The 25,473-nt window shown below is 60.9% G+C and carries 9 protein-coding genes; 5 read left to right on the top strand and 4 right to left on the bottom strand.

Annotation, left to right across the window (positions count from 1 at the left end):
* The 3 genes from JIN78_RS11800 to JIN78_RS11790 form a co-directional block, all read left to right on the top strand.
* A partial coding sequence (locus tag JIN78_RS11800) for an OsmC family protein (protein ID WP_234037958.1) occupies positions 1 to 550 on the top strand: 550 nt, incomplete at its 5' end.
* A 20-nt stretch (positions 551 to 570) separates the two neighbouring features.
* Positions 571 to 3,303, top strand: a complete 2,733-nt coding sequence (locus JIN78_RS17770; RefSeq protein ID WP_200392178.1) for a vWA domain-containing protein — start codon at positions 571 to 573, stop codon at positions 3,301 to 3,303.
* A gap of 32 nt (positions 3,304 to 3,335) precedes the next feature.
* Complete coding sequence (locus tag JIN78_RS11790) at positions 3,336 to 3,710, top strand: hypothetical protein (protein ID WP_200392177.1); 375 nt, start codon at positions 3,336 to 3,338, stop codon at positions 3,708 to 3,710.
* A 58-nt stretch (positions 3,711 to 3,768) separates the two neighbouring features.
* On the opposite strand, the gene JIN78_RS11785 is transcribed toward JIN78_RS11790, so the two are convergent.
* On the bottom strand, positions 3,769 to 5,247 hold the full coding sequence (locus tag JIN78_RS11785; RefSeq protein ID WP_200392176.1) for a DUF481 domain-containing protein: 1,479 nt from the start codon (positions 5,245 to 5,247) through the stop codon (positions 3,769 to 3,771).
* A 132-nt stretch (positions 5,248 to 5,379) separates the two neighbouring features.
* Here JIN78_RS11785 and dnaG point away from each other — a divergent pair, with 132 nt between their 5' ends.
* Together dnaG and rpoD are read left to right on the top strand one after the other, a co-directional pair.
* The gene (gene dnaG, locus JIN78_RS11780; RefSeq protein ID WP_200392175.1) at positions 5,380 to 7,179 is read left to right on the top strand and encodes a DNA primase; all 1,800 of its coding nucleotides are present in this window, start codon (positions 5,380 to 5,382) and stop codon (positions 7,177 to 7,179) included.
* 119 nt (positions 7,180 to 7,298) lie between these two features.
* Complete coding sequence (rpoD, locus tag JIN78_RS17765) at positions 7,299 to 9,149, top strand: RNA polymerase sigma factor RpoD (RefSeq protein ID WP_200392174.1); 1,851 nt, start codon at positions 7,299 to 7,301, stop codon at positions 9,147 to 9,149.
* 65 nt (positions 9,150 to 9,214) lie between these two features.
* Here rpoD and recR read toward each other — a convergent pair whose 3' ends face one another.
* From recR to JIN78_RS11760, 3 genes are all read right to left on the bottom strand, one after another.
* On the bottom strand, positions 9,215 to 9,823 hold the full coding sequence (gene recR / locus JIN78_RS11770; RefSeq protein ID WP_200392173.1) for a recombination mediator RecR: 609 nt from the start codon (positions 9,821 to 9,823) through the stop codon (positions 9,215 to 9,217).
* A 70-nt stretch (positions 9,824 to 9,893) separates the two neighbouring features.
* Entirely contained in the window at positions 9,894 to 10,628 is a 735-nt protein-coding gene (locus tag JIN78_RS11765) for a PEP-CTERM sorting domain-containing protein (RefSeq protein ID WP_200392172.1), read from the bottom strand.
* A gap of 22 nt (positions 10,629 to 10,650) precedes the next feature.
* A complete protein-coding gene (locus JIN78_RS11760) occupies positions 10,651 to 25,449 on the bottom strand; it encodes a chitobiase/beta-hexosaminidase C-terminal domain-containing protein (RefSeq protein WP_200392171.1) in 14,799 nt (4,932 codons plus the stop codon).
* Positions 25,450 to 25,473 lie beyond the last annotated feature (24 nt).

The raw sequence follows: 25,473 nt of genomic DNA, 5'->3' as shown, positions 1-25,473 counted from the left end.
GCCGCTTTTTTTGTCTTTTGAACCGCAGCCCCGTCCCCCCAAGCCCCGTCCCATTTTCCATTTTCCACTTTGCCAACCCCTCTGCACTGGCCACAGTAGTGGCATGTCCCAACACACCACCCACCTGAGCTGGACCCGCGACGAAGCCCCCTTCACTTACAAGGAATTCTCCCGCAATCACGAGGTCAGCTTTGGCCATGGCCACCGCCTCCCCTGCAGCGCGGCAGCCGAGTATCAGGGCGAGGCCGAACTGCCCGACCCCGAGCAAGTCTTCACCGCCTCCCTCGCCAGCTGTCACATGCTCACCTTCCTCGCCTTCTGCTCTTTGCAAAAACTGACCGTTGAAAGCTACCAGGACGAGGCCGTGGGCCTCTTGGAGAAAGGGGAAAAGGGTAAACCCGTCCTGACCCGGGTGGAGCTCCACCCGCAAGTCACCTTCGCCGACGGGGTGGAGGTTTCCGCCGAGAAGCTCGCCGAACTGCACCACAAGGCCCATGAGGAGTGCTTCCTCGCCAACTCGGTGAAGACCGAAATCGTCACCATTCTCTAGCCCGCCTTCCCCGCGCCGCCGTGTCCTTTGCCCACCCCGAGTTCCTGCTCCTCTTCCCCGCGCTGCTGGTGCTCGGGCTAGTCTGGCGGCGCCTCCGCCTCTTCCGTCCCCTGCGTCTCCTCCTGCTGGCCCTCCTCACCCTCCTGTTGGCCGACCCCCACCACAGTCGCCAACAAAAGGTGCTCGACCTCTGGGTCCTTCTCGACCGCTCGGACTCCACTGAGGACCTCATCGACCGGGGGCTGCCGGAGTGGCGGGAGCTTTTGGAAAAAAGCCGTCCGGGGCGCAAGGATAGGCTGCGCTTCATCGACTACGGAGCGGAAGTCATCGCGCAAGAGCAAAACGACCGGGGGCTCTACACCGGCTCGCGCAAGCTCACCCGCACCGGACTGGCCATCCAGAATGCCCTCGCGCTGGCCGAGGACGATCGGCCCGCCCGGGTCCTAGCCTTTACCGACGGCTTCGCCACCGAATCGCTCGCCGCCGCCACCGCCCAGCTGAAAGCCCGCGGGGTGCCTCTGGACTATCGCCTGGTGCGCGACGAGACCACCGACGACTACGCCCTCACTCGTCTCGTCCTGCCCGACCAAGCCCAGAGCGGCGAGCCCTTTGTCCTGTCCCTCACGGTGCGCGGAGCCGAGGACAAGGAGCTGCCCCTCAAAATCTACCGCAACGATCAACTGCTCAGCGAGACCCTCGTGACTCTGGTCAACGGAGTGGCGCAGAGCGAGTTCACCGACCGATTGGCGGCAACCGGCTCCTACCATTATCGGGCGGAAATCGTTCCCGCCGCCGCAGAGCCTCCCATCCCCGATGCCCACCCGGGCAACAATGGAACCGAGCGCTGGATCACCATCACCGGCGGGCCCCGCGTGCTGCTGGTGAGCAAATACGAGCCCGACCCGCTGGAGCAGGTGCTGGTCAACCAAAGCTACACCCTGGACGTCGTGCGCGACCCCGCCACCCTGCGCCCGGGCCAGCTCTCCGGAGCAAAAGCAGTCATTTTCAACAACGTCCCTGCCTTTGAAATTCCCGGCGACTTCCTCGCCGCCCTACCCTTTTATGTGCAGGAGCAAGGAGGCGGCTTTCTGATGGCTGGCGGCAAGCAGTCCTTCGGGGCTGGCGGCTACTTTCAATCCGCTCTCGACGAGCTTTTGCCCGTCTCCATGGAGTTGAAAAACGAGCACCGCAAGCTCTCGGTCGCGATGGCCGTGATCATCGACCGCTCCGGCTCCATGGCCATGACCGTGCCTGCGGCCGGCAAACCGGTGACCAAAATGCAGCTGGCCAATAACGGCACCGCCGAGGCCATCAAGCTGCTGGGAGCGATGGATGAGGTGGCCCTGCTGGCGGTGGACTCCGAGCCCCACCGCATCCTGCCTTTGACCCGCATTGGCAATCGCAAGAACGAATTCATCGACAAAGCCCTGCGCATGCAATCGCAAGGCGGTGGCATCTTCGTCTACCGCGGGCTCAAGGCGGCCTGGGACCAGCTGAAGACCTCACAAGTGGGCACCAAGCACATCATCCTTTTTTCCGACGCCGCTGATAGTGAAGAACCGGGCAACTACAAGACTCTCCTGCAAGAGATGGAGAATGCCGGGGCCACGGTCTCGGTCATTGGTCTCGGCACCAAGGCCGACCCCGATGCCGCCCTGCTGGAAGACATCGCCACCCGAGGCAATGGCCGCATCTTCTTCACCGACAAGCCTCTCGATATTCCCAAACTCTTTGCCCAAGAGACGGTGACCATTGCGCGGTCAGCCTTTCTCAACGACCCGGTGGGCACTCTGGCCAGCGGGCGGGGGGCAGAGATTTTTCAAAAGGAAATCGCCTGGCTGGAGGAAGTCGATGGCTACAATCTCTCCTATGCCCGGCCCGAAGCCACCACCTTGCTGGTGGCCCAGGACGAATATCTGGCCCCACTGGTGGCCCATGCCCGACGCGGGCTTGGGCGCACGATGGCAATCTCCTTTCCGCTGGGCGGGGAATTTTCCCAAAGGACGCGGCAATGGCCTGGCTACGGCGACTTCCTGCAATCGGTGACCAATTGGCTGGCCGGAGATGCCATTCCCCCCGGTCTCGGTCTCCGCCACCGGCTGGAAGGCACCACCCTCACCCTCGATTTGCACTACGATTTGGAGGAATGGGATCCCATCTTTGCCCTCCACCCCCCCGTGATCAAGCTCCTTGATGGCGAAGGCAGTGGCCAGCCCTACGAAGTGACCTGGCAGCGGCTGGCCCCCGGACACTTCAGCCTGACCCGGGAGCTGGAAGAAGGCGCCGTCATCCGGGGCGCGGTGCAAGCCGGGCCCCACGCCTTCTCCTTTGGCCCCCTCGCGGTGGGCTCCTCCACCGAATGGGACTTCGACCCCACGCGGCTGGCCGAGCTGCGGGCCACCTCCCTCGCCAGCGGAGGCCGCGAACTCCTCGACCTCTCCCAAGCCTGGCAACACCCTCCTCTGACCGCTAGTTCGGACTTGCGTGTCCCCCTGGCTCTCGCCGCCCTTCTCCTCATGCTCGCCGATGCCCTCATCACCCGCATGGGCTGGCACTTGCCGCAATTTGCCTTTGCGAAAAAAACCACGGCCAAGAGAACCCGCCAACCGGTCAAAGCCACCGCTACCGCGCACCAGGCCACCGAACCGAGCAAAGAGACCCCGTCCCAGCGTCCGCAACCAACGCAACCTTCGGCCCAAGCTTCCTCCAACAGCCGCAGCTCCCGCTTCGATCGCGCCAAGCGGAGGAGGTAGAGCCTCTTCTTGCCTCAACCAAAGCACGCCCTATGAAGCCGCTCTCTATCAAACTCTTTCTCGCGATAGCCATCCTGTCTAGCGCATGCAAAAAAGAAAACACCCAATCTTCGAGCATGACTCAACAGGAATGGTCTCAACTGCAGAACTTTTTAGATGAAGGAGAGCAGCTGGCGCGTGAGTTTGAGAGCTATTTCCCAAAAAAGGGCTATCAATTTAGCCCCGTCTACTCAGCCCCAAAAGAAGGCATCCCCTCAATCAGTGAAGCACCGCTCTTTTTCATTGAAGTCCTCGATAGCCGAGAACTCACAAGTGAAGAACTTTCCCACATCAAGAAAAAACTGAAGAACAAGGGTCACGGAGAAGTCCTATTGCTACCTCCGAGTTCACTATCGAAGCCATCTTGAACCCTTGTTCCTATGCCTTTGAAGCCGACTCCAGAGTCGGCAAGAGAAAAGCCTCCCCTTAAAATTCGTAAGCGATCCCAGAAGTCAGAGTGAGGTCCTCTTCCTTGAGCCCCTCTCCGGGCTGATTGTCATAGACGTAGGTCCCGGCCAAGCGCCAGGCCAGTTTCTCGCTGAGGTCGGCGTCGAGATGGGCACTGAGGGTGGTGAGGGTATTGTCGGCATCACTGGGGTCGATATCCACCACCAGCGATTGCTTGAAGTCGAGACGGGGACCGATGTTCCAAGTGAAGCGCTCGGCCGCCCGCAAGGCAAAGTAGTTGTCGCTCACCCCATCCACTTCCTCAAAGACATAGGCCGGTCCACCCTCCAGGGCGAGGGTCATGGTCTCGTTCTTGAGCAGGTAATAACCGAGCAGGACATTGGGAGTGAGCCGGTAGGACACCTCCGCAACGTCATCGCGCAGATACCCTACCCCGGTGCCGAGGTAGAGGCGCTCGTTGAAAAGCCAATTGAACCGGGCATCGGCGGCCAGCGCGTCGGTGGAGGTATCCCCATCGCTCTGGCCATAGGCGTAGGAGCCATCGAAAAAGAACTCGCGACGCTCGCTGCGGAAGGCGCTGTGGTAAGCCACGTTGCCCTGCAGGCTGTCGGAGTTTCCTTTCGCCAAAGAGAGACCCAGCGCGGCGGTCGAGACCCAGCCCATCTTGGGGTCGGTGGCCGCCTCCTCGACAGGCTTCAGAGTGCGGCGACCTTCTTCAGCGGCTTCCGGAAGCCCCCCCAAGGCATAAGAGAGGCCGAAGAGCAGGGCCAGATCCCCCTCCTCCTTGTCCGCCTCGGGAGTGCTGTCGTGAAGGTAGCGCAGGCTGGCACGCCAGGCCCAGTGCTCGCTGAGACGGGATTCCACTCCAGCTTCGAAGGTGAGAAAGTAGTCGCCGAAATCCTCCACCCGCGGGGTCATGACCACACTTTGCCACACCTTGGAACGCACGCTCAGTTCGTGCTCGAAGCGTTGCGCGAAACGCAGCGTCACAAAGTCATCGCGCTCGTCGCCCTGCTGCTCCCAGGCATAGCCGGGACCGAACTCAAAGGAGAGCTTCGTGCGATCATCCTTGAGGAAATGATAACCCAGCACCCCGGCGGCATCGACCCGATAGTCGAGGTCGGCGAGCTCGTCCTGGAGATAACTCGCGGCCGCTCCCAGGTAGAAACGCTCACCCAACAGGCGCTGGCCTTGCCCGAACAAGCGCAAGGAATCGGTGGAGGTCACGCCCTCATTTTCAGCATAAAAGTAGTCAGCACCCAACAAACCCTCCCATTGCGGCCCCTCGTAAGTCGCCAGACCTTGCAGGGAATAGGCCAGGCTCTCGGCATTGCCCTGCGCCAAGGCCACGCTGGCAGCGGCAGTGACCTCCCAGGGCGAGCCGGTGACCACTCCGGAGAGATCGATTTTTTCCTCCAGATCGAGGGGCTTTTCGGTGGCGGCCAAGAGGACGGGAGCACTGGCGAGAAGGAGGGAAAAGGTCTTGCTGGGATTCATTTTCAATCGGGTCTGCGCGCTAGAGACCAAGCGAAAAGGAAAAAGGTCAACGAAATCCGACCCCGCGACCGAAAAAATCTCTCTCCTTCCCTTTGCCAACGGCAGGCGGAGCAGATTAACTGGGTCCCGACCGTGGCCACCATCCCTCCCGAGACCAAAGAACTGATTCTCGCCCAGACCGACCTCGTCGATCTGGTCAACGGCTACGTCCCCTTGCAGCGGGCGGGCTCGCAATTCCGCGCCCTGTGCCCCTTTCACAACGAAAAGTCCCCCTCCTTCTACGTGACCCCCGCCACCCAGCGCTACAAGTGCTTCGGCTGTCAGGCCAGCGGGGATGCCATCGCCTTTCTGATGAATTTCAAAAACATGCCCTTCCCCGATGCCCTGCGCGAGCTGGCCCAACGGGCAGGCGTGACCATCATCGAAGAAGTGGAGAACCCCGAAGCCGAGCGGGCCCGTCGCCAGCGCTCCCGCCTGCTCGAGCTCCAAAACAAGGCCGCCCGCCACATGCATGAGCTGCTGGTGAAGGATCCCGAAGCCCGCCACGCCCGGGCCTACCTGCGCAGCCGCGGCTACGGGAAGGAGATGGCGGAGCATTGGCTGGTCGGCTGGATGCCCGATGATCCCCGCCAATTCCTCGCCTGGGCCAAGAAAGAAGGCTTCAACGGCCGCGAGCTCTGCGGCACCGGCATGGCCTCCCCCCGCGATGAGAAAAATCCCCGCGCGGGGCTCTACGTGCGCTTCCGCAATCGCCTCATGTTCCCCATCCACAACGACTACGGCGACATCATCGCCTTCTCCGGTCGCCAGCTGGTGGAGGACAAGAAATCGGGCAAATACATCAACTCCCCCGAGACCGCTCTTTTCAAGAAATCAAAGGTCTTCTTTGGTCTCGACAAAGCCCGCCGCCCCATCGGCCGGGAAAAATTCGCCCTCCTGTGCGAAGGACAAATCGACGTCATCGCTTGTCACGAAGCCGGGCTGGAAAACGCCATTGCCGGGCTCGGCACCGCCCTGACCAGTGACCATGCCCGCCTGCTGAAGCGCTACACCGACACCGCCATCCTCTGCTACGACTCCGACGCGGCCGGACACAAGGCCGTGGGCAAGGCCTTCAACGAACTCTCCGAAGCCGGGCTGGAAGTGAAAGTGGCCCCACTCCCTGAGAAAGAAGACCCCGACTCCCTCATCAAAGCCCGGGGCCCGGAGGCCTTCCGCGCCCTGCTGGAAAAGGCGAGCGGATTCTTCGACTACCAAATCGACCACGCCATCCTCACCACCGACCTGAGCCAACCGGTCAAAAAAGCCAATCTGGCCAAAACCCTCGCCATCTACCTGAAAAAAATCAGCGATCCAGTCACGCGGGATTCTCTGATGGCCCATTGTGCCACCCGCCTGGGACTTGGACTGCCAGAATTTCGCGAAACCTTTGCCCGCACCAAGGCCGAGAAAGTCTATCAGAGCCCGGCGGAAGACGAGCCCGCCCGCGTGGAGGCCAAGGTCTACGAGCCCTCCGTTCTCCTCCTCTGCCAGCTCGCCCTGCAGTCCCTGACCGTGCAGGATTGGCTTTGCGAGCAGACCGAAAGCCTGCTCGAGACCGTCTCCGGCCTTTCGGGGGCGGAAAGTCTCGCCCGCATTCTGGGGCACCGCCCCAATCCGGGCAACCCGGCGGCGCTCAACCGCTTTCTCGGCGAACTTCCCCCGGAAGAGGGCCTCACCCTGGCCGACGCCCTGGAAAAACCCGCCCCCGCCAGCCCCCTCGACCACGCCATCCGCGCCCTCAACCAGTTGGCCAAAAAGTCTTTGCAAAAACGACTGAATGAAATTTCTTCCCAGCTCAAAGAAGCGCACCTGGACGCGGAAAAAATCGGACAACTCTTAAACGAAGCCAACGAAATCAACAAGATGCTGCGCGACAGCAATAGTCCTTGACGAATCAGGAAACCTTGTCCATGAGTCTCGGCCCTTGCGGGCTTCTCCGCTTGCTATTATGGGTGAATTGTCGCTTTTCGCAAGCAAGGCGCCCCTAGCTCTCATCTTCCAACAAAATCATGGCGAAAAAAAAGGTAGCTGCAACAAAGACAACCTCCTCTACGGCTAAAAAGAAGACAGCTTCCAAAAAAACTGCTCCGAAAAAGCCTGCTGCCAAGAAAACCGCAGCCAAAAAGGCAGCACCGGCCAAGAAAGCCGCGGCCAAGAAGACCGAGGCCAAGCCCGCTAAAAAAGCAGCTCCCGCCAAGAAAGAAGCAGCGCCCAAAGAGAAAGCCGCTTCTGCCCCCAAAAAGGCGAAAAGCCGCCTCGACTCTCCGGAAATCCAGGAAGTCATCCGCGAGCTCATCAAGCTGGCCAAGGAACAGGGCTATCTGACCCACGATGACGTCAACGACCTCCTGCCCAAGGACATGGTCGAGCCCGCCGACATCGAGGGTATTTACGAGCGCCTGCGCAGCATGGAGTTCGACATCATCGACGCCTCCGATGTCGACCGCTTCAAGGACAAGAAAAGCGACGACTCAGCCACCAGCGACGACGGCAAGGCGGAGAAACTGGACATTCTCGACGACCCCGTCCGCATGTATCTTAAGCAGATGGGACAAGTCCCCCTCCTCACTCGCGAGCAGGAGGTCGAGATCTCCAAACGCATCGAGGACGCGGAGATCAACGTGCAGAAGTATCTCCACCGCTTTGGCTACGTGGCGCAATGCTATCTCGAACTGGCGCAGAAGCTGGAGCGCGGCAAGGAGCGCTTCGACCGCGTGATTCTCGACAAGAAAATCGAGAGCCGGGAGCGCTACATGAAAATCTTGCCCAAGCTCTGCCTCTCGGTGCAAACCCTGCATGAGGAGACTTCCTCCATCTGGCGCAAGCTTTCCGCCAAAAATCCCCGGGGCAAAAAGAAACTGGAAGAGGAATTTGCCAAGAACCTCACCAGCCTGGCCCGTCAATACGGCCGCTTTTACTTCAAACAGAAAGTGGTGGAGGACTTTTGCGACCGCATTGATGACTACGAAACCAAGTTCTGGCGCTACACCCGCAAAGTGGAAGCCGGTGGCAAGGATGCCGAGGAATTCGAGACCAAGCTGCGCGAAATCCAGCAAGAAACCTGGTGCACGACTGAGTCCTTTGAAGAGACCAAGAGCGACCTGCGCCACTGGATGCGGGAAGCTCACAAAGCCAAGACCGAGATGGTGGAAGCCAACCTCCGTCTCGTCATTTCCATCGCCAAGAAATACACCAACCGCGGCCTCTCCTTCCTCGACCTCATTCAGGAAGGCAACATGGGCCTGATGAAGGCGGTGGAGAAATTCGAATACCGCCGGGGTTACAAGTTCTCGACTTACGCCACTTGGTGGATTCGCCAGGCCATCACCCGCTCCATCGCGGACCAGGCCCGCACCATCCGCATTCCGGTGCACATGATCGAGACCATCAACAAGCTGATGCGCGTGCAGAAGCAGCTGGTGCAGGAGTATGGCCGCGAGCCCTCTCCGGACGAGATCGCAGAGGAGATTCACCTTCCCGTCGAGCGCGTGCGCGCCGTTCTCAAGATGGCCCAGCAGCCCATTTCCCTGCAAGCGCCCGTCGGGGATAGCGACGACACCAGCTTTGGCGACTTCATTGAGGACAAGGCCGCCGACAACCCCATGGAGGAAGCGGGCTTTGCCATGCTGAAGGACAAGATCATCGAAGTGCTCGACTCCCTCACCGAACGCGAGCGCGAGGTCCTCGAGCAGCGCTTCGGACTCAAGGATGGCTACAGCCGCACTCTGGAAGAGGTGGGCCGCCAGTTCCAAGTCACCCGCGAACGGATTCGCCAAATCGAAGCGAAGGCCCTGCGGAAAATGCGCCACCCCACCCGCATCCGCAAGCTGGAGGGCTTCATCGAGCTCCCCACCGACTAGGAAAAAAGCTTTTCCCAAATCGCCCGGACGACCCTCGTGTCCTCCGGGTTTTTTTTGGAGCCGTGCTAAAAATGCTTTCGCCCCTCGAAAGCGCGGGTGAGGGTCAGATCATCGGCAAATTCCAGGCCGCCTCCAGCTGGCAGGCCCTGGGCCAGACGCGTGACCTGACAATTCTTTCCCCGCAGCACGTCCGCGAGATAGCTGGCAGTGGCCTCTCCCTCGACATCAGCACCGACGGCGAGCACGACTTCCACCGGTTCCGCGCTCTCGCTCACCCGGCGCACGAGGGGGCCAATGCGCAGGTCCTCAGGGGTGACGTTGTCGAGCGGAGAAAGTTTGCCACCCAGACAGTGATAACGCCCCTTGAAAGCCCCCGAGCGCTCGATGGGCAGCACCTCGGCGGGCTGCTCCACCACGCAGATGTGACTATCCTCCCGACGAGTGTCGTCACAGACGGGACACCCTTCCAGCGTCGCGAAAAAGCCGCAGACCGGGCAATTGCGCACCTCGGTCTTTGCCGAATGGAGAGCGGCGGCCAGCTCCAGCGGTTTGGCCCTCTCATTTTGCAAGAGCCAGATCGCAATGCGTTCCGCGCTCCGCGGACCAACGCCCGGGAGACGCTTCAATTCCCCAATCAAATCCCCGACCACCGCCGGATAATCCACTCTCGCCATGACGGCCCAGTCTAGCGCAATGCGCCGAAAGGGCGAAAGAAACCTCCGTCAGGCAGCAGCGAAATTTTACTCACCGCACCCGCCGCCACAAGCTGCCGAGGCCAAGTGCGATGAGAGCAATCACGGAAGGCTCGGGAATGGGCTCGAAGCCGACGGCGACGAAAATCTCATCTCCCGCGCCCTGCGGAAACCCTTGGGCAATCGAAAGAGCGAGGGATTCCACCTCCCCCGTCTCATTAGAAAGAGAGAAGAAGGCGAGACCGGAATCACCCTGATTGCCGACTGCCGGAGAGAGACTCCCCGTGCCCGCATCCCAATCCAAGGCCCCGGTCAAGTGCGAAACGCCGTCATTCCAAGTGCCACTCCCCAAAAAGGTGAGGGGCACGGTCCCGGCAGCGGAAGAAGCGAGAATCTCAATCGGGCCGTGGGCGAAAGAATCATCGCGAAAGAGCCCGCCCACGACCAGAAACCACTCGCCAGGACGCGAGACATCCATGGTCAAGGTCCAGGCAGCGACCCCGGCACTGGGCGCGACACGGAGCCCCATCCCGACCACCCCCCCGCCCACAGGAAGGGCATCTGCTCCCTGCCAACGGGAAGCAACCAGAGAAGTGGCGAGGAAATCCCCACTGAGATACTGCCCTTGCCCGACATCCAGCACCGCCGTGGTGACCGGTTCCCCGGCCGAACCGAGAAGGGCAATCCCCCCGGCCTGGCGTTCGGGCACAAGCCACCTCGGCGATTCCTGAGCCGAAAGAACGGGTAGTAACAACAGAACGGTGAGCAAGAGGAGGGGTGTTTTCATAACGAATCAAAGTTGCGGAATTCTAGTTGGCAGGAATCACAGTCGACTGGATGCGGAAGAATTCGCGCGGATCCCAGTCTTCTTCAGCCCCGAATTGGAAGATGGAGAAATCCACCGACTCGGTCTCGGGGCGAGAGTCATCATCGCCATTCCGATCAAGATCAGCTCCGTAGTCATAGGAGGGAATGGCCTGCCAAGGACCCTGCAAATCATCGCTGCGCTGGGGAGCGAGACGGACATAATCCTCGGATCCCTTGCGGCGATGCAGGCTGACCTGAACGACCCGGAAGCCTTCTTGGTTCAGGAGTTGGATAGCAATGGGAGGCTCGTCATCCTTGAGCGGATGGGTGAGAAGCGCCATCTCATGCACATTCGCCCGTCCATCGCCATCAGGATTAGCCTCCAGTGCGAGGTCGGCCTCCGTGATTCCCGCAGGCAGGACCTCCCCGAACATCTCGCTCGCCCAAGACCAGTAGAGGTCTTCCTCCTCCACTCGAATCTGCAGTTGCCCATTGGTCGAGAGCCCGTTCGCGGTGGCCGTCAAGGGGATGAGATAGCTCTGGGCGGCCACTCCCGTGGTGTCCCAGCTCACCCGCCCGGTCCCGGCGCCCAAGTCGGAGAAGCTCGCCCCCGGAGCCCCGGTAAGGTTGGCACTCAGCGCGACCGCGTCGCCATCGGGATCACTCGCCATCACCTCGAAGGTGTAACTACGGCCTTCCAGCCAAAGGAGAACCGGCAAGGTGGTAAAGACCGGTGGCAAATCACTCTCCAGCTCGGGCACAGTCACCGAGAAGCTCGTCTGCGCGGTCCGGGCCGGGATGCCACTATCAGTCACCGCCACGGTGAAGACATGGCTCCGACCGGCATCGCCATTGGCGGGACTCCAGGAGAGCACTCCAGTTGCGGCATCGATGCCGGCTCCAGCAGGGGAATCGAGCAGCGAGAAGCTCAGAGCCTGGGTCGGCAAATCGCCATCGCTGGCAGTGAAGCCCACAAGCATGAGCCCCCCCGCCGCGATGGTCTGGGGAGGGACCTGGCTGAGAATCGGGGCACTATTGACCTCCTGCACGGTGATGGTGAACTCCTCATTGGCCACCCCGGCAGGTTCATTGGCATCCCTCGCCACCACCACGACGGTCACCACGGTGCCACCCGAGTTCTCGCCCGTCACCCAGCGCATTTGGCCCGTGACAGGATCAATGGTCACCCCCGTGGCCGAGGAGCCCACCGAGTAGCGGATATCGCTCGCACTACCATCAGGATCGGTCGCTCTCGCTTGCAGTGAGAAGGTTTCTCCTTCTTGAATGGTCTGATCCGCGATGGCGGTGAGAACGGGCGGCTGATTGTCATCAACCACCTCCGTAGTCGCCTCCCCCACGGGACTTTTGCTTTCCTGATTCCCCGCCGCATCCAGCGCAATGGAGTAGAAGGAATAAGTCTCCCCTACGGTGCCGGGATAAACGGCTCCGGTCGCGGTCGTCTTGCTCTTCCAGCGGGTCCAAGGACCTCCGTTGGTCGAGACATAGATGTCGTAGAGAGCGATTCCCACGTTGTCGGTGCCACTCCAGACCACGGGGATATTGGCGGAACTCGTCGCTGGCAAGGCGGTGACAGCGCTGCTGGGAGGCAGCGAATCGGCCTCCGGATCGACCTCATAGCGCAAGGTGTATTGCCCCGGGCTATCGCAGTCCACCAGATGCAAAATGTTCTCGTAAACGGGACGACGGCCCCGGCCAATGAAAGTTCGGTCGCTGGTCCAGGCATTGAAATCCAAGGGCAAAACAGCGTTATCCTGGCGAGTCACCCCCACCAAGCGATAGGCCCCATCCCCTGGGTCGGGAATGCGCAGGTAAGACCATCCGGTGAAGGCTCCGGTGTCGAGGGTCACCGTCAGGTTCCCCCCTCCCAGGCTCCCCGTCACGGTGCCACTCTCCTGAACGGTGACGAGCTCAATGTCGCCATTCTCGAAATGGATGGTATCCGGGTAATCGTTCACATCCACGACGTCGTTGACGAGGAAGGCCGGAGAACCGTCCTTGGCCTCAATCAAGCGAATCATCTCGTGAATTTCCACATTTTGCAGCAAAGAGATGCGCTCGTCGCCGAGACCCGTCACGTGCTCGAAGGTGGCTTCGTAGTCAATGAAGAGACCTTGCAGTGTGGAGGTCAGGAACCAAGTGGCCACCGAGCTCTCCTGGGGCCCCAAGTCACCAAAATTGGCCGTCAGGGAAGGAGTCACCGATTGGCCGTCAACTTGAGTGGCGATGACCTTGAAGTCGATGAAGAGCCCTTTCTCATTCTCCACAATTTCCGGTTGGCCGGAAATGATCTTCAGGTCCCGCGCGGTGCCATAGCCGCTGTTTTCCACCAGGACGGCCAGCTTGTAAGGGATGGCGGGCTCGATGGCATCGGTGTGCGGATCGTCACTGAAGACATCGCGCTGATGGAAATATTTCAAGGAAAGGGACGCATCCGGACGCACGGTGATGGGCACATTCTCAAGCGGGATGGTGAACTCGGTGCCATTTTGCACATAGGTCACCACTCCACCCACCGTGTAGATGCGCTCTTCTTCCAACGCCGCAGTATCCCGCGGAATCAAGGTCCAGCGGGCCCGTCCCGTGCTGGCCACCGCAATCTCACCAGTGCCATCCACTGCGGACAGGCCGGTCAATTCCGGATCCTGAATATTGAAAAGATCATCGGCCGGCTGTCCGCTTTCATCGCGAATGATCATCTCGAAGGAAATATTGGAGACCGTGCTATCCTCTCTTTCGTTTTCGAGCACCAGGCTCGCTTCGAAGGCGGTGCGCGTGAGCATCAAATCTTGACTCAGCTCGATTTTGACGGTGGCACAGGTGCCTCCCTGTCCCCCTTCCAGCGCTTCCCGCAAATCGCCAAAGGCATCTACAAATTCCTCGAAGGGGTCCAAGTATCCTTTGGTCTGACTGACCGCATAGGCATCAATCACCAGAGCCGATGCGGCCTGCCAATCACTGAGAGGAATGAAGTCCACACTCTGACCGGAAGGAACATCCTCTACTTCCAAGACCCCCTCCTCCCAATAATTCATGGTCCGGTTCCACCGGGCAATGATGGCATCAGTCTCAGCCGCATCAAGGCCCTCGGAAGCCACGATATTGGCCAGGTCGGCTTGCTCATCGGCCGTGATAACTCGATCTCCAGGACTCCCGTTGGAGCTGGCGGCTCCCATGGCTTCGAACCAGCCCTTGTAGCGAGCTTCCCGTTGCAACAGGACCCTATCGGCGGAGCCAAGAATCACCTCTTGCATATCGAGGATCGTATTCAGTCGATCGAATGCAGATGCCACGGCCGGATCAAAATTCCGTTGCTCTTCCGAGAAAAGCACTGCCCCGGCCGATTTTTCACCACTGGGAAAGGATTTGGCAGAAGAAGAGTTAAGAGAATTGATGTAGCAATTGATGTAGCCTCCCACACAAAACAGGCTATTGGCCACCGGACCAGCCCAACAAAAGGCTGCTCCTGCGCAAGTCAGGGGATCACCCTCTGAAGCGATACAGTTGGCGATTGCATAAGGGCATCCCAGAGGAGTGAACCCCACCAGACAATCCAAGGTCGCCCGGGCAATGCAAAGAGGCGTGCAGGGGTCGGGAGAGCTGAAACTATTCGAGGAAATCCCTGGTCCCCCGCCACCGCCGCCGCCGCCACCACCTCCCCCGCCAAACCAGCCGACGAAGCCGTAATAGCCCCCTGAACCTCCTCCCGCTCCCCCGCAGTTGCCCTGCACGCCACTGACGACGAGGGCGACCACCTTGTCCACCAAGTGGGGTCCACACGGATAGCTGTAGTCCACGGCTCCAGCAGCATTGCAAGGCACGCTCGTCGACTTCGGCAGACCTTTGGCGGTTTCCAGTCCTTTGTTTTTACCCGCCTTGTCCAGGGTCACCACCGAACCATCCTCCCCGAAGACTCCCACCCGCGTGATCGTCACGGGCACCACCAGCGAGGACTTGGCAGGGATGGTGCCAATATTCTCCACCAAGGGTTGGAACTTGTAGAAGGGATGATCCGTGAAGCGGAAGGCCGACTCCTGCGCGGCAATGAAACCCTCATTGGTCAAGGTGACATTGACGACCTTGGATTGACCCAGGGCAACCAAATCCTCGACGTCAAAGCGGTTGGGAGAGGCCACTACCACGGGGGCAGGCACATTGGTCTCGAAAGTGGTCTCGATTTTGATGCGATAGACATCCTCGATCTCCACTTCTTCCACCGTCCAGGACACCTTGACCAACTGCTTGGAAATGAAAATCTGCTCCGTTCTGACCTCTTCGGCACTGACATAATAATTGCCCGAAAAGCGATCGTGCTCGGGAGCATTCACCTCCACGCGATACCAGCCTTCCGGCAAGTCCTCGAAGAGGGCCAGCCCATCGACTCCAGTCGTCGCGGAGGCCACTTGCGAGGAAGAAATCGCATCCCGCACCGTCACCTTGGCCCCCTCCAGCTTGGGAGCAGCTTCGGTGAAGTAGTAGAGTTCGTCCACCACTTCGATTGCCAAGTCACCCGTCAAATCGGAGACGACGCGGAAGCGGTAGGAGACTGATCGGTCCCGTCCATTCTCAGGCCGGAGGACGAGGGTTCCCGAATAAAGATTGAGGGGAACATCCACGCCGGGGGCCAACAGGATATCGACGGAAGTGGTTTCTCCAGGGGCCAAATTGGAAATGACGGCCGGAGAGGTCAAGCTGATCCAAGAAACCTCTGGTAAGAGCACTTGCACCGCACCCGTCGCCAAACCTCCGGTATTGGTCACCTGCAGGTTCACCACCTTCGAGCCCCCTCGCAACACCGAGGCATTCAAGCTGGACGGCACAAAGCTCAGCGCCGGAACAAGCAAATCGGCTTGGATGGAGAAACGTTGCCCACGGGCCACCCCCTCTGCGGTGGTCACCTCGAGCCCAAACTGCCCGCTGCCGGAGAAACCACTGGCGGCCGAAACTGAAAGGGCAACCGTCATCTCTGCTCCGGCGGCCAAAGTGGTATTCGGGACCATGGGAGCGATGGTCAACCCGCTCGGCACATCACCTATCACCGCCACGGAAACTCCGGTGAGATCGACATTGTTGGGATTGCGCAGGATGGTCTCCACCACCACCGTTTCTCCTTCGTCCAAGCGCACCGGGGGAGGCCGATCGAACCCAATGGTCAAGATATCGAAGGCATCCTGCACCGGGGCAACGGACGTCCCGGGATGGGTCGCGCCGATGGTGTAGGAGCCACCCTCGTTGGGGAGCGGAGTCCAGGTTGTGGCAAACTGACCCACCGAGTTTGTAAAGGCGGAGATGACACGCTCGGAATCCCCCCGCCCGATGTGGATATTGACCATGGCATTGGCTGCCGCCGAGCCATCCCCCTTCGTGGCGGAGCCAGTGAACTCAATCGGGGTGTTGGCCGGGATCACGGTCTCATGCGCCGAGACCACCGCCGAGTAGGCAGCAGTGACCTCCAGGGGAATCGCCCGCACCGTGGTGTTGTTGGTCTCCAGAACCTCCGCCACCGCATTGACCGGGTCGAGGGTGGCGATGAGATAATAGGTCCCCACCTCGCGAGGCACAAAGAGGGAAACACTGCGGGAATAACTTCCCCCGGCCAAAATATCCCCACTCTGCTCGACCTGGCGAACCAACACATCATCCCCGCTGGGCGACGGGTCCAGCGAGAGGTAAACCCGCTCCAAAAAGGTGGTCTCGCGCAAGTCGGCCAGCCCGAGATTACGCACCCGGTAATCGACCGCGATGGTCGACTCCGTGCGCGCGGTCAAGGGAGCCGTTAAACGATCAACAGCCAAATCAGGCAAGAGCACATCGGTGACCGCAAAGCGCGCCAAGCCATCGGTATACCCTGTCGCAGCCGCCCGCAGAATGACGTTGCGGGTCCCGCTGGCGGCGCTCTCCAGAGCCGTGACGGTGAAAGTCGCTTCCTCCGCTCCAGCCGGGATGGTGAGGGTCGCCGGAGAATTGATCTCGCCCTCCGGCATCTGGGTCAAGGTCGCGGTCACCGCTTGGGCCGTAGAGATTCCCGAACGACGCAGAGTGAAAGTATTGAGACTGCCTTCATTGAGCAAACTCGCATTGGAAATCAGGGTCAAGGAAGGCCCCTCGTTATCACGCACTTCCAAGCTCACCACCGCGGAGGTGGAAACCACCTGATTACCCACGCGCACACTGGCCTGCAGGTCCACCATTTGATTGCCGTCTGCCAGCAAATCGTCATTCACATTGACCACAAAGCCAATCTCGGTCGCCCCGGCTGGAATCGTGACCGAAGTTGGCACGCTCGCTTGATCGGGCGCGGAATTGCTCAGGTAGACCAATTGGGCCAATCCGGTCGCACTGCCCCGTCGCACGCGCGCGGTCACGGTGCCCGCGCCCTCGGAGACCGTGGTCTCGTCCACTTCCAAAGTGAGCACCGGGGTGTCATCATCCAGCAAGAGCAAGCTGGCGACGCCATCGCGGTGATTCAGGGCGGTCGCCGTCACCTGCAGGTTCAGCGGGGCCTCCACCCGCGAATCTTGAATGGGAACGAAATCAAACTCCACGCTGGAAGCCCCCAGCGGAATGGTCACCAAGGGAAGGCTTTGAATTTCCCCTGCATGAGTGGTGCGGAGGCTGACCGTCACCTCCTCGGGAGCGGCCGTGGGGAGAGAAAGCGTGCCCCGCATGGGCATGCCTTCCACCAAGGTATTATCCGGAAAGCTAAGAGTGAGCTGGGGAAACTCGCGCACCCGCGTGACCGAGACGATATTGGAATCAGCGCTGCTGCCCGCCCGGTTGACGGCGGTGGCCACAAAGGAACTCAGGCCGGTGGGCAAGGTGGCATGGTAAGTGAGCACCCCGGAGGAATTGGTATAGCCCGAGAAAATCAACACCCCGTCGCGCCGGATGCGGACATTGGCTGAAGGCTGCGACTCGACTCGCAGGCTCACGGTAGGCACCTCGACCTCCAGTCCATCAAGCGGCTGGGTGATGCTCGGGGCAGGCAGCGGAGCCAGCGCAATGGAGATAGTGAGGCTTTCCTCCGAGTAGGTCCCCGCCGTGTCGTAGACCCTGACAATAAGTTCATAGGAACCATCGGAAAGATTGCCAACATTCCAACTGCTGCGCAAACCGTTGCCGACACTGGTATCGCGCCCGAGCAGCACCCGGCTCGTGCCCGCCACAGGCCGGTAGAAGAACTCGGCGCTGGCCACCCCCTGGTTGTCTGTCGCGGTCACCGAAAGCTCGCCCGTGGCCGCAAAGACTTCCCCGCCGAGGAGCGGACTGCCGTTCCAATCAAAAGAGGTGATCAGCGGCGGCTGGGCATCGATATCGTAGAACTCGCTGGCCACGCCCGAGGGATTGAAGCCCGCCTTGTAAGCGCGAGCCCGCACTTCGGAATCTGCCGCCACCATAAAGGGTCCGGTATACACGGCAGAAGTTTCATCGGGGTCGGTGCCATCAGCGGTGTAGTAGAGAGTGGCGTTCTCCGTCGCGGTGGCAATGGTCACTTCAACGGCCTCAGTATAGGTGCCTCCGGCGGGAGAGATGACTGGGGTGCTCACGGTCTGAGTGAACTCGGCATTGCTGAAGAGCTGGCTTTGCGGGACGGGGGCAAAGGGTTCGCTGAAGGATTGCCAACGGAAACTCATGAAAGCCGTGCTGGTTTCCTCCACATACTCCAGCTCGATATCGTAGAGTTCACCAGCCACCAGCGACACCGGGGCGGCGAACCGCTCGACGAGGCTGGAGGAATCCAACTCATCGATGAGGAGCTCGCTTTCGTCCTCAAAAGTGCCGTTCTGATTGAGGTCAATGCGCAGGCGCGAGCCATCGTCCCGCGTGGAGAAAATGTAATCCTCCGTGAAGCGGGCGAGAATTTTTCCCGTCCAGCGCACCGAAAAGGAGTCGGGGTCGATGGCCGGATCCGGACTGCCACTTCCCCAGTTGAAGTCGACATTGGGATCCAGGCGCACCAACGAAGAACCGGTGAAGTCATCGTTGTTGTAGTAGGTGCCCAGCAAGCCGTCCCCCCCTCCCGGCGGATCACCCACGAGGTAGGTGGCTTCCGAGAGGTTGCTTGGATTCAGCCCGGCGGCAAAGGCCCGGGCCCGCACCCGCGCGGACCCCGTGAGAGTGAAGGGGGCCGCATAAGCAGTCGCGCTTTCATCCGGCACGGAGCCATCCAGGGTGTAATAGATGGTCGCTCCCGGCGTGCTGCTTTGCAGCGTGACGGTCACTCCCGAGGGATAAAGAGGCGAGCTATCGGGAGAAATCCCCACGATCCCGGTCGCGGAACTGGCGATGCCATAGTTTGCGCGAATCTCGGCTTCAAAGTTTTCCCGCTCAAAATCATCAAGAGCAGACTGATAAAGAATCACTTCCCCGATCGCACCGGAATAATACTGATCGGAAACCCAGTTACTCCGGGCCAAATAGTTGAGGTGCCGCAGAACATTGGAGGGCATGTTGACGGCCTCCTCCACTTCCAGATTACCATTACGGAAGATGCGCGTTTGACCATCCGGAGCCTGCACCACGGTGAGGATTTGCGCGGTTTCGGAGCGGAAGGCATTGGGAGCGACCAGCTCATCCCACGCACCTCCCACCCGAGTGATGTAAGCAAAATCGGTGGTCGTGCCGTTGCGAGCAAAAATCAAATTGTCGTTATTCTGTCCCTGTCCGAGCTCCAGCAAGCGCCCCCACCTGGTCAGGTTCTCATCGGGATTGAAGACGAAGATCGCCGTCACTCCCCGACTAAAGTCCTCGTATCCGGGGGCCAGAGAAAGATGATCGTCCACACCATCGAAGACCACGCCCGGCCCCGAGCCGATTGCGGCAGGCTCGAGTTGGGGAGATTGGCTCACCTCCAGAGCCAGCGCGTCGGCTCCTTGACCGGAAAGATCGCGCCAGCGTGAGACTCCCGCGCCATCGCTCTCGATACCTTTCGCGGCACTCAACCAGAGAAGCATGTCGGCTCGGGAAGGAGGCTCGGGAGCGGAGGAATCGATGTAAAAAATCCCTTCGCTCACCGGGCTGGGCCGGTAACCCGCCAGATACGAGCGGGCTTTGACCACGGTGTCTGCCGAGACGGTCAAGCTGCCGGTGTAGAGGGCCGAACTCTCATCAGGCTCGGAGCCATCCAGAGTGTAACGCACCTCCGCGCCCGCTACCGCCGGGGTCAGGGTCACACTCTGGCTGGAGGCATAGAGTCCCCCCAGCGGGCTCATGGTCGGCTCGGGCAGGGACTGGGCGGCCAGTCCGTGCTTGTGCGAGAGATAGCGGGAGACCTCCTGCCGTTCTCCCGGGGTCAAGACCCGATCATAGATGAGAACCTCGGCCAGCGCGGTATTGCCCGTCTCACCACTGTAGGTTCCTTCCCCTCCCCCCAGAGCCACGCGACCGAGATTTCCCAGGATATTGGGGGTCTCCGCTAGCTGATAACCATTGAGGAAGTAGCGGCTCACCGACTCTCCTTGCTCAGCGATGGCCAAAGCAGGTTGACCGAGGAAGAAGCTATCCAGGTAGACCCAGCCGTTGGCATAATAGCCATGACGGTTTGAAGAATAGGTGCCCAGGAGCCAGTTCGCGCCACTGCCACTTTGCAGCAGGCGACCCGATCTTCCCTCCCGTTGTTCAAAGACAAGGAAAATGGTGGAGGGTCTTTCGACCAGAAAATCATCCGGACCGAGCAAGCCATCATTTATACCGTCGAAAACCACCACGTCGGTCGCTGGCGCGGTCTGGTCGAAGCCCGCCGGGCGGAACTTGGCATTCGCCATCATGAGATAACGATCATCATTCACCGGGATGCCCGGGAACAAATCTTCTTCGAGAACAGAGTAGCGACTGCGATTGAGATAAGTGATGCCAAAGTGCTGGGGCTGGTTATTCAAATCCTGGCTGAGATATCTGTCCGCCCCCACATAACCCGTGGCGTAAAGGGTATAAGTCCCCGGTTCCAGCAACACGGGAGCAGCCAAAGGACGGAGGCGCACCCCTTCCTCCAGCACTCCCGGCTCAGCATTGGTAAAGGTCATCGCGGCCAACTCTTCCCCCAGCGTATCATCCGCCCGATCGCCACTGCTATTTCCGCTGGTTCCCCCGTCATCCATGCGGAAGAGGCGCACGGTAATAGACCCGGCGATACCGTCGCCATCGGAGTCCATCGCTCCCAGGTGGGTGACCTCGACCGGTTCATCGACCTGAAAATCGGCAGCGAGGAAACCATTGTAGGTATGAGGCGCGGTTGCCGCGGAATAAGGGGCAAGAATCCGGGACTGTCCTTGACCTCCAAACTGGCTTCTCTCCCGCACCGGTGCTCGCTCGGAAGACACTTGGGAGGCATCGCGGCCGAATCCCGACAAGTCTCGCCAGCGCTCCACCCGGCCCGCTTCATCCAATTCCACCCCCACATCGGCTCGCAGCCAAAGAGCGGGATCGGTGACCGGGAGAGGATGGGCGGCCAGATCGCCGAAGAAGCTCTCCGCAATGGGACTGGCCGCCAGACCGGGACCGAAAGCCCGCGCGCGCACCAGCGTGCCCCGGGGGACCGAAAAAGGTCCGGCGTAGAGGGCTGAGGAAGCCGTCGGCTCACTGCCATCCAAGGTGTAGCGAATCTCCACCCCCGGGGTGACGGAAGAAAGATCGACCTCCACCGACCCCGTGCCATAGCCCGCCAGCGGCCCGATTTCAGGAATTTCAGCCTTGGGCTGATAGAGGCCATTGCGAGCGGCGAGATAGTTGGAAATCTCATTCATCTCGGTCTCATCGAGGACCCGGTCGTAGACCAGCAATTCCGAGATACGCACGGCGAGAGGATTGGTCGAAACGCCATTTTCCCCTCCTCCGAGAAGAAGGCGCCCGGGATTGGCACTGGCCAGCGATCGGTTGGTCGTCACCTCCTGCCCGTTGCGCCAGGCCGTGGTGAAATCCGGTCCATTGACCATCGCAGCGAGAGTGGGCTGCTGGAGCGCGAAGTTCTCGTCCCGCACCCAGCCATTCACATAGTAGCCGCCCCGGTCAATCGACCAATTGAAGCCGCTGGTATTCTGCAAGACATCACCGGAGTCCTCGCGATCCAGTTCAAAGACCACCAGCACGGTGGAGGGACGCCCGAAATCCATCTCCTCCCCCCCCTGCAAGACATCATTCACGCCATCGAAGACCAGGGCCGGGACGGCCGAACTTTCGCCCTCGGGCAAAATCCGGAAATTGGCGGCCCCGTGGTAGTCCAGAGCGCCCCCCCCATCGACGATGGAAGGGAACATCCCGCCCGTGCCGTGGTAGATCGCCCCCGTGAAAGCCAGTCTGTCATCGGAAAGAGTCGTGGCCCCCCCACCTTCGTAATAGAGGTCCCCTCCCGTATAGCCCCAAGCAAAGACGGTGTAGTGACCGGGCGGCAGGGTCACGGGACTGGCGAGAGCCTTGAGCCGCTGTTGGGTCTTTACCAACTCGCCGGGAGCGGCCGCAGTGAAGGTTTCGCTCGCCAAAAGAGTTGTCCCGCTATCGTCGCTCCGGCTGGCTGTGCCTTGGTCGTCACGGGACCAAAGCTCCACCGTGATGGTGCCGGAGAAGCCATCACCCAAATGATCGAAGGCCCCCAGATGCGTGACCTCGACGGCCTCGGAAACAGTGAAGTCCTCGCCCAGACTCCCGCCATAATTCCGGTTGCCGGGCGCACCGGTGCCCTGAATCAGGCCTTCCTCCCCCCGCAAGCCCTGCGGGTGCCAGTGCGGGCGCAGCTCGGCAATGCCCTGTCGCACATGATTGCCGTTTCCGGTCAAATCCTGCCACTCCACGACGCCCTCGTTCGCATCCAAGGTCAGTCCCCGATCAGAGCGCAACCACATGCGCGCTCCCGCCACGGGCAGCTCCAGAGCACTCTCCTCACCGTAGAACTCCTCGCCGAGGGGACCGGCCACCCCGCCCAAGTAAGCGCGCGCGCGGAGAAGAGTGCCGCGAGCGACGGTGAGCGGCCCGGCGTAGAGATTGCTGCCCGCATCAGGCTCGCTGCCGTCGGTCGTGAAGCGGATTTCCGTGCCCGTCAGGGGAGCCTCCAGGCCCACCGTGACCGCGCCCGTTCCGTAATTCCCGCGAGGAGAAAAGACCACCGCCGGCACCACGGGGTCGCTGCCCGTGTAACGGGTGCGCAGCCAGTTCTCCACCTGCAGCCGCTCATCCTCGGAGAGCGCGCGCTCAAAGGCCACCACCTCGGCGACATCAACCCAGAGAGGATCGATGGAGTGCCCTTCCCCGCCCCCGAGGGTCAGGCGCCCGGGAGCTCCCGTGCGGGTGGAGAATTCATTCCAGAGGTCGCTGTTGATGAAAAAGTCGCTGCCGCCCGCCGTCATCCGCAAAGAAGCGACCGTGATCTGCCCCCGGGGGATGGCACGATTGTTGATCCAGCCATCCAGATAAGCCCCGTCATCCCGCAAGAACCACCAATCATTGCTGGTCGCACTCTGCAGCACATAGCCAGCGTCCGTCCCCCGTCGATTGTAGACGGTAAAGACCGTGGACTCGGCGGGCAGGGTCGAGCCCTCCACGGCGATGAGGCCATCATTGGAGCCATCAAAGGTCACTGTCGGGTAGGACGTCGGCGAGGCCCCGCTGCGCACAAAGCGAAAGTTGCCCGAGGCCTCATACTTCACCGGATGGGAATCGATCGTCGTGGGCCAAGCCCCGGCCCCGGAGCCATTGCGGGAGCGATTGACAAACTCCACCCCCTGCCCCCGGCTCCAACTCCCATTGGAGCTGTTGTGATACCGATTGGAGCCCGAGAAGCCCCAGGCCAGAAGAGTGTAATCGCCAGGAGGCAGGGTCACCGGAGCGGGCAATACCTTGGTGCGGAAACCCCCTTCCCCGAGAATTCCGGGATCGGCCGGGGTGAATTCCATTTCAATGAGAGAGCTCCCCGCCGTATCGTCTTGGGGGGTGAGAGTCGTGCCCCCATCGTTGCGCGACCAAATAGCCACCGTCACACTGGAGGCAAAACCATCCTCCAAATGGTCAAAAGCCAACATTTCAGTGACTGAAATTTCCTCATCCACCACAAAATCCATGCCCAGAGTGCCATTGAAGTTGTGACCCCCAGCGGTCGATTGGGAGGAGGGCACAATTGCCTGCCCCTGGCCAACCTCCATTCCCCGCTCGCGCCAAGTGGGACGGAGCGCGGAAATCTCCTGGGTGAGATCATTGCCGTGGCCGCTCAGGTCCTGCCAACGGCGGATGAGCCCCTTTTCATCGCGCTCGACTCCCAGTCCCGCCCGCAGCCACATCACGGCATTGGCCACCGGCACTTCACTCGCCGCACTGTCTTCATAATAGCGGGCCGCGCTTCCACTCGCCGGATGATCAGCCAGAAAGGCGCGCGCCCGCACCTCGCTGCCCCGGGCCACAGTGAAGGGAGCGCTGTAGAGCGAGTCTGCCGCCGTGGGTTCAGAGCCATCGAGGGTGTAGCGGATTTCCGCCCCCGGGGTGGGACAACTGAGGGTGACCTCCACCGGGCCGCTGCCCACGGCCACCGCCGGAGAGATTTCCGGGTTGGCCACCGCCACAGGAGTGGGTTCGTAGCGTTCCGCCAAATAAGCATTCACCTCCCAGCGCTCGCTGGCAGTCAGCTCCCGCTCATAAACCAGCACCTCGGCGATGCGGACCGCCAGCGGGGAATTGGACCGTCCGGCCCCGCCCCCCAAGGCCAGGCGACCGGGGACGGCATTGTTGGGAGCGGGGTTGTCCGTCCAGTCCTCCCCTTGCACAAAGGCCCGGGTCTCACTGGCAAGGCTGGCCACCTCCACCCGCCAGGGCTGCCGCCAGTCGCGATTGCGCTGGCTCACCGAACCCAGGGCATAGGCGGTATCGTGGTCCAGATACCAATGATTGCCCGCGCTATTTTGGAGGACAAAACCGCTGTCATTCCAATCGCGCTCATAAACGGCGAAAACGCTGCCCGGCCGACCCAGGGCCAGGGTCTCGACAGCTTGAAGACCATCATTGCTCCCATCGAAGCGGAGAGCGGGCCGCTCGACCGGAGTCTCCCCTGCCAGCTGGAAGCGGAAATTGGCCGCACTCAGGTAGCGATCATCCAGCGTCGAAAAACTGGTTCCCCAGCTCCCCGGCGCATTGCTGGCGGAGTTGCGCGACCCCACCCGCCGCACCGCTTGCCGGGGCCAACCGCTGTCATTGCTCAGATACTGGTAACGCTGCCCCCCGTAGCCCCAGCCCCCGATGGTGTAATTGCCCGGAGCAAGGGTGAGCGGACTGGCCAGAGGCTTCCAACGCTCCCGGCCCACCAGCAAACCGGAGTCCGCAGGGGTGAAAATCACCTGCAAAAGAATGGCCCCCTCGGCATCATCAGAAGGATCCCCGGGAGTGCCATTGTCCAGACGCTGCCAGATCGCAACCGTGATGTCTTCGCTCAGCCCGTCGCCATCCTGGTCGAAAATCCCCAACTCGGTGACTTCGATCGCTTCCTCGACCACAAAATCGGTGGCCAGGGTGCCGCCATAATTTGAACTGCCATTGAGGTTGCGGGGAACACGGCCCAGCTGCCCCCCGGCCAGCACCAGCCCCCTCGTCGCCACGCTCGGGCGCTTGTCCTCACTGGCCTGTTCGAAATGATGCCCATTCCCCGACTGATCCTCCCAGCGCTCCACGCCTCCAGAGCCATCGACCACCACCCCCAAATCCGCTCGCAACCAAACCTCCGGGTCCGCCACCGGCGGCGATTGGGCAAAGACCGACATTCCCCCAAGGACGAGCCCCCCCAGACTCGCCAGTAAACAAGCGTGCATTTTCATAGTCCCCGAATGATTCCCTCTATC

Origin of the sequence: Roseibacillus ishigakijimensis (genome assembly GCF_016595415.1) — a bacterium.
Lineage (GTDB): Bacteria > Verrucomicrobiota > Verrucomicrobiia > Verrucomicrobiales > Akkermansiaceae > Roseibacillus > Roseibacillus ishigakijimensis.
This window is presented reverse-complemented; position numbering and strand designations above follow the sequence as displayed.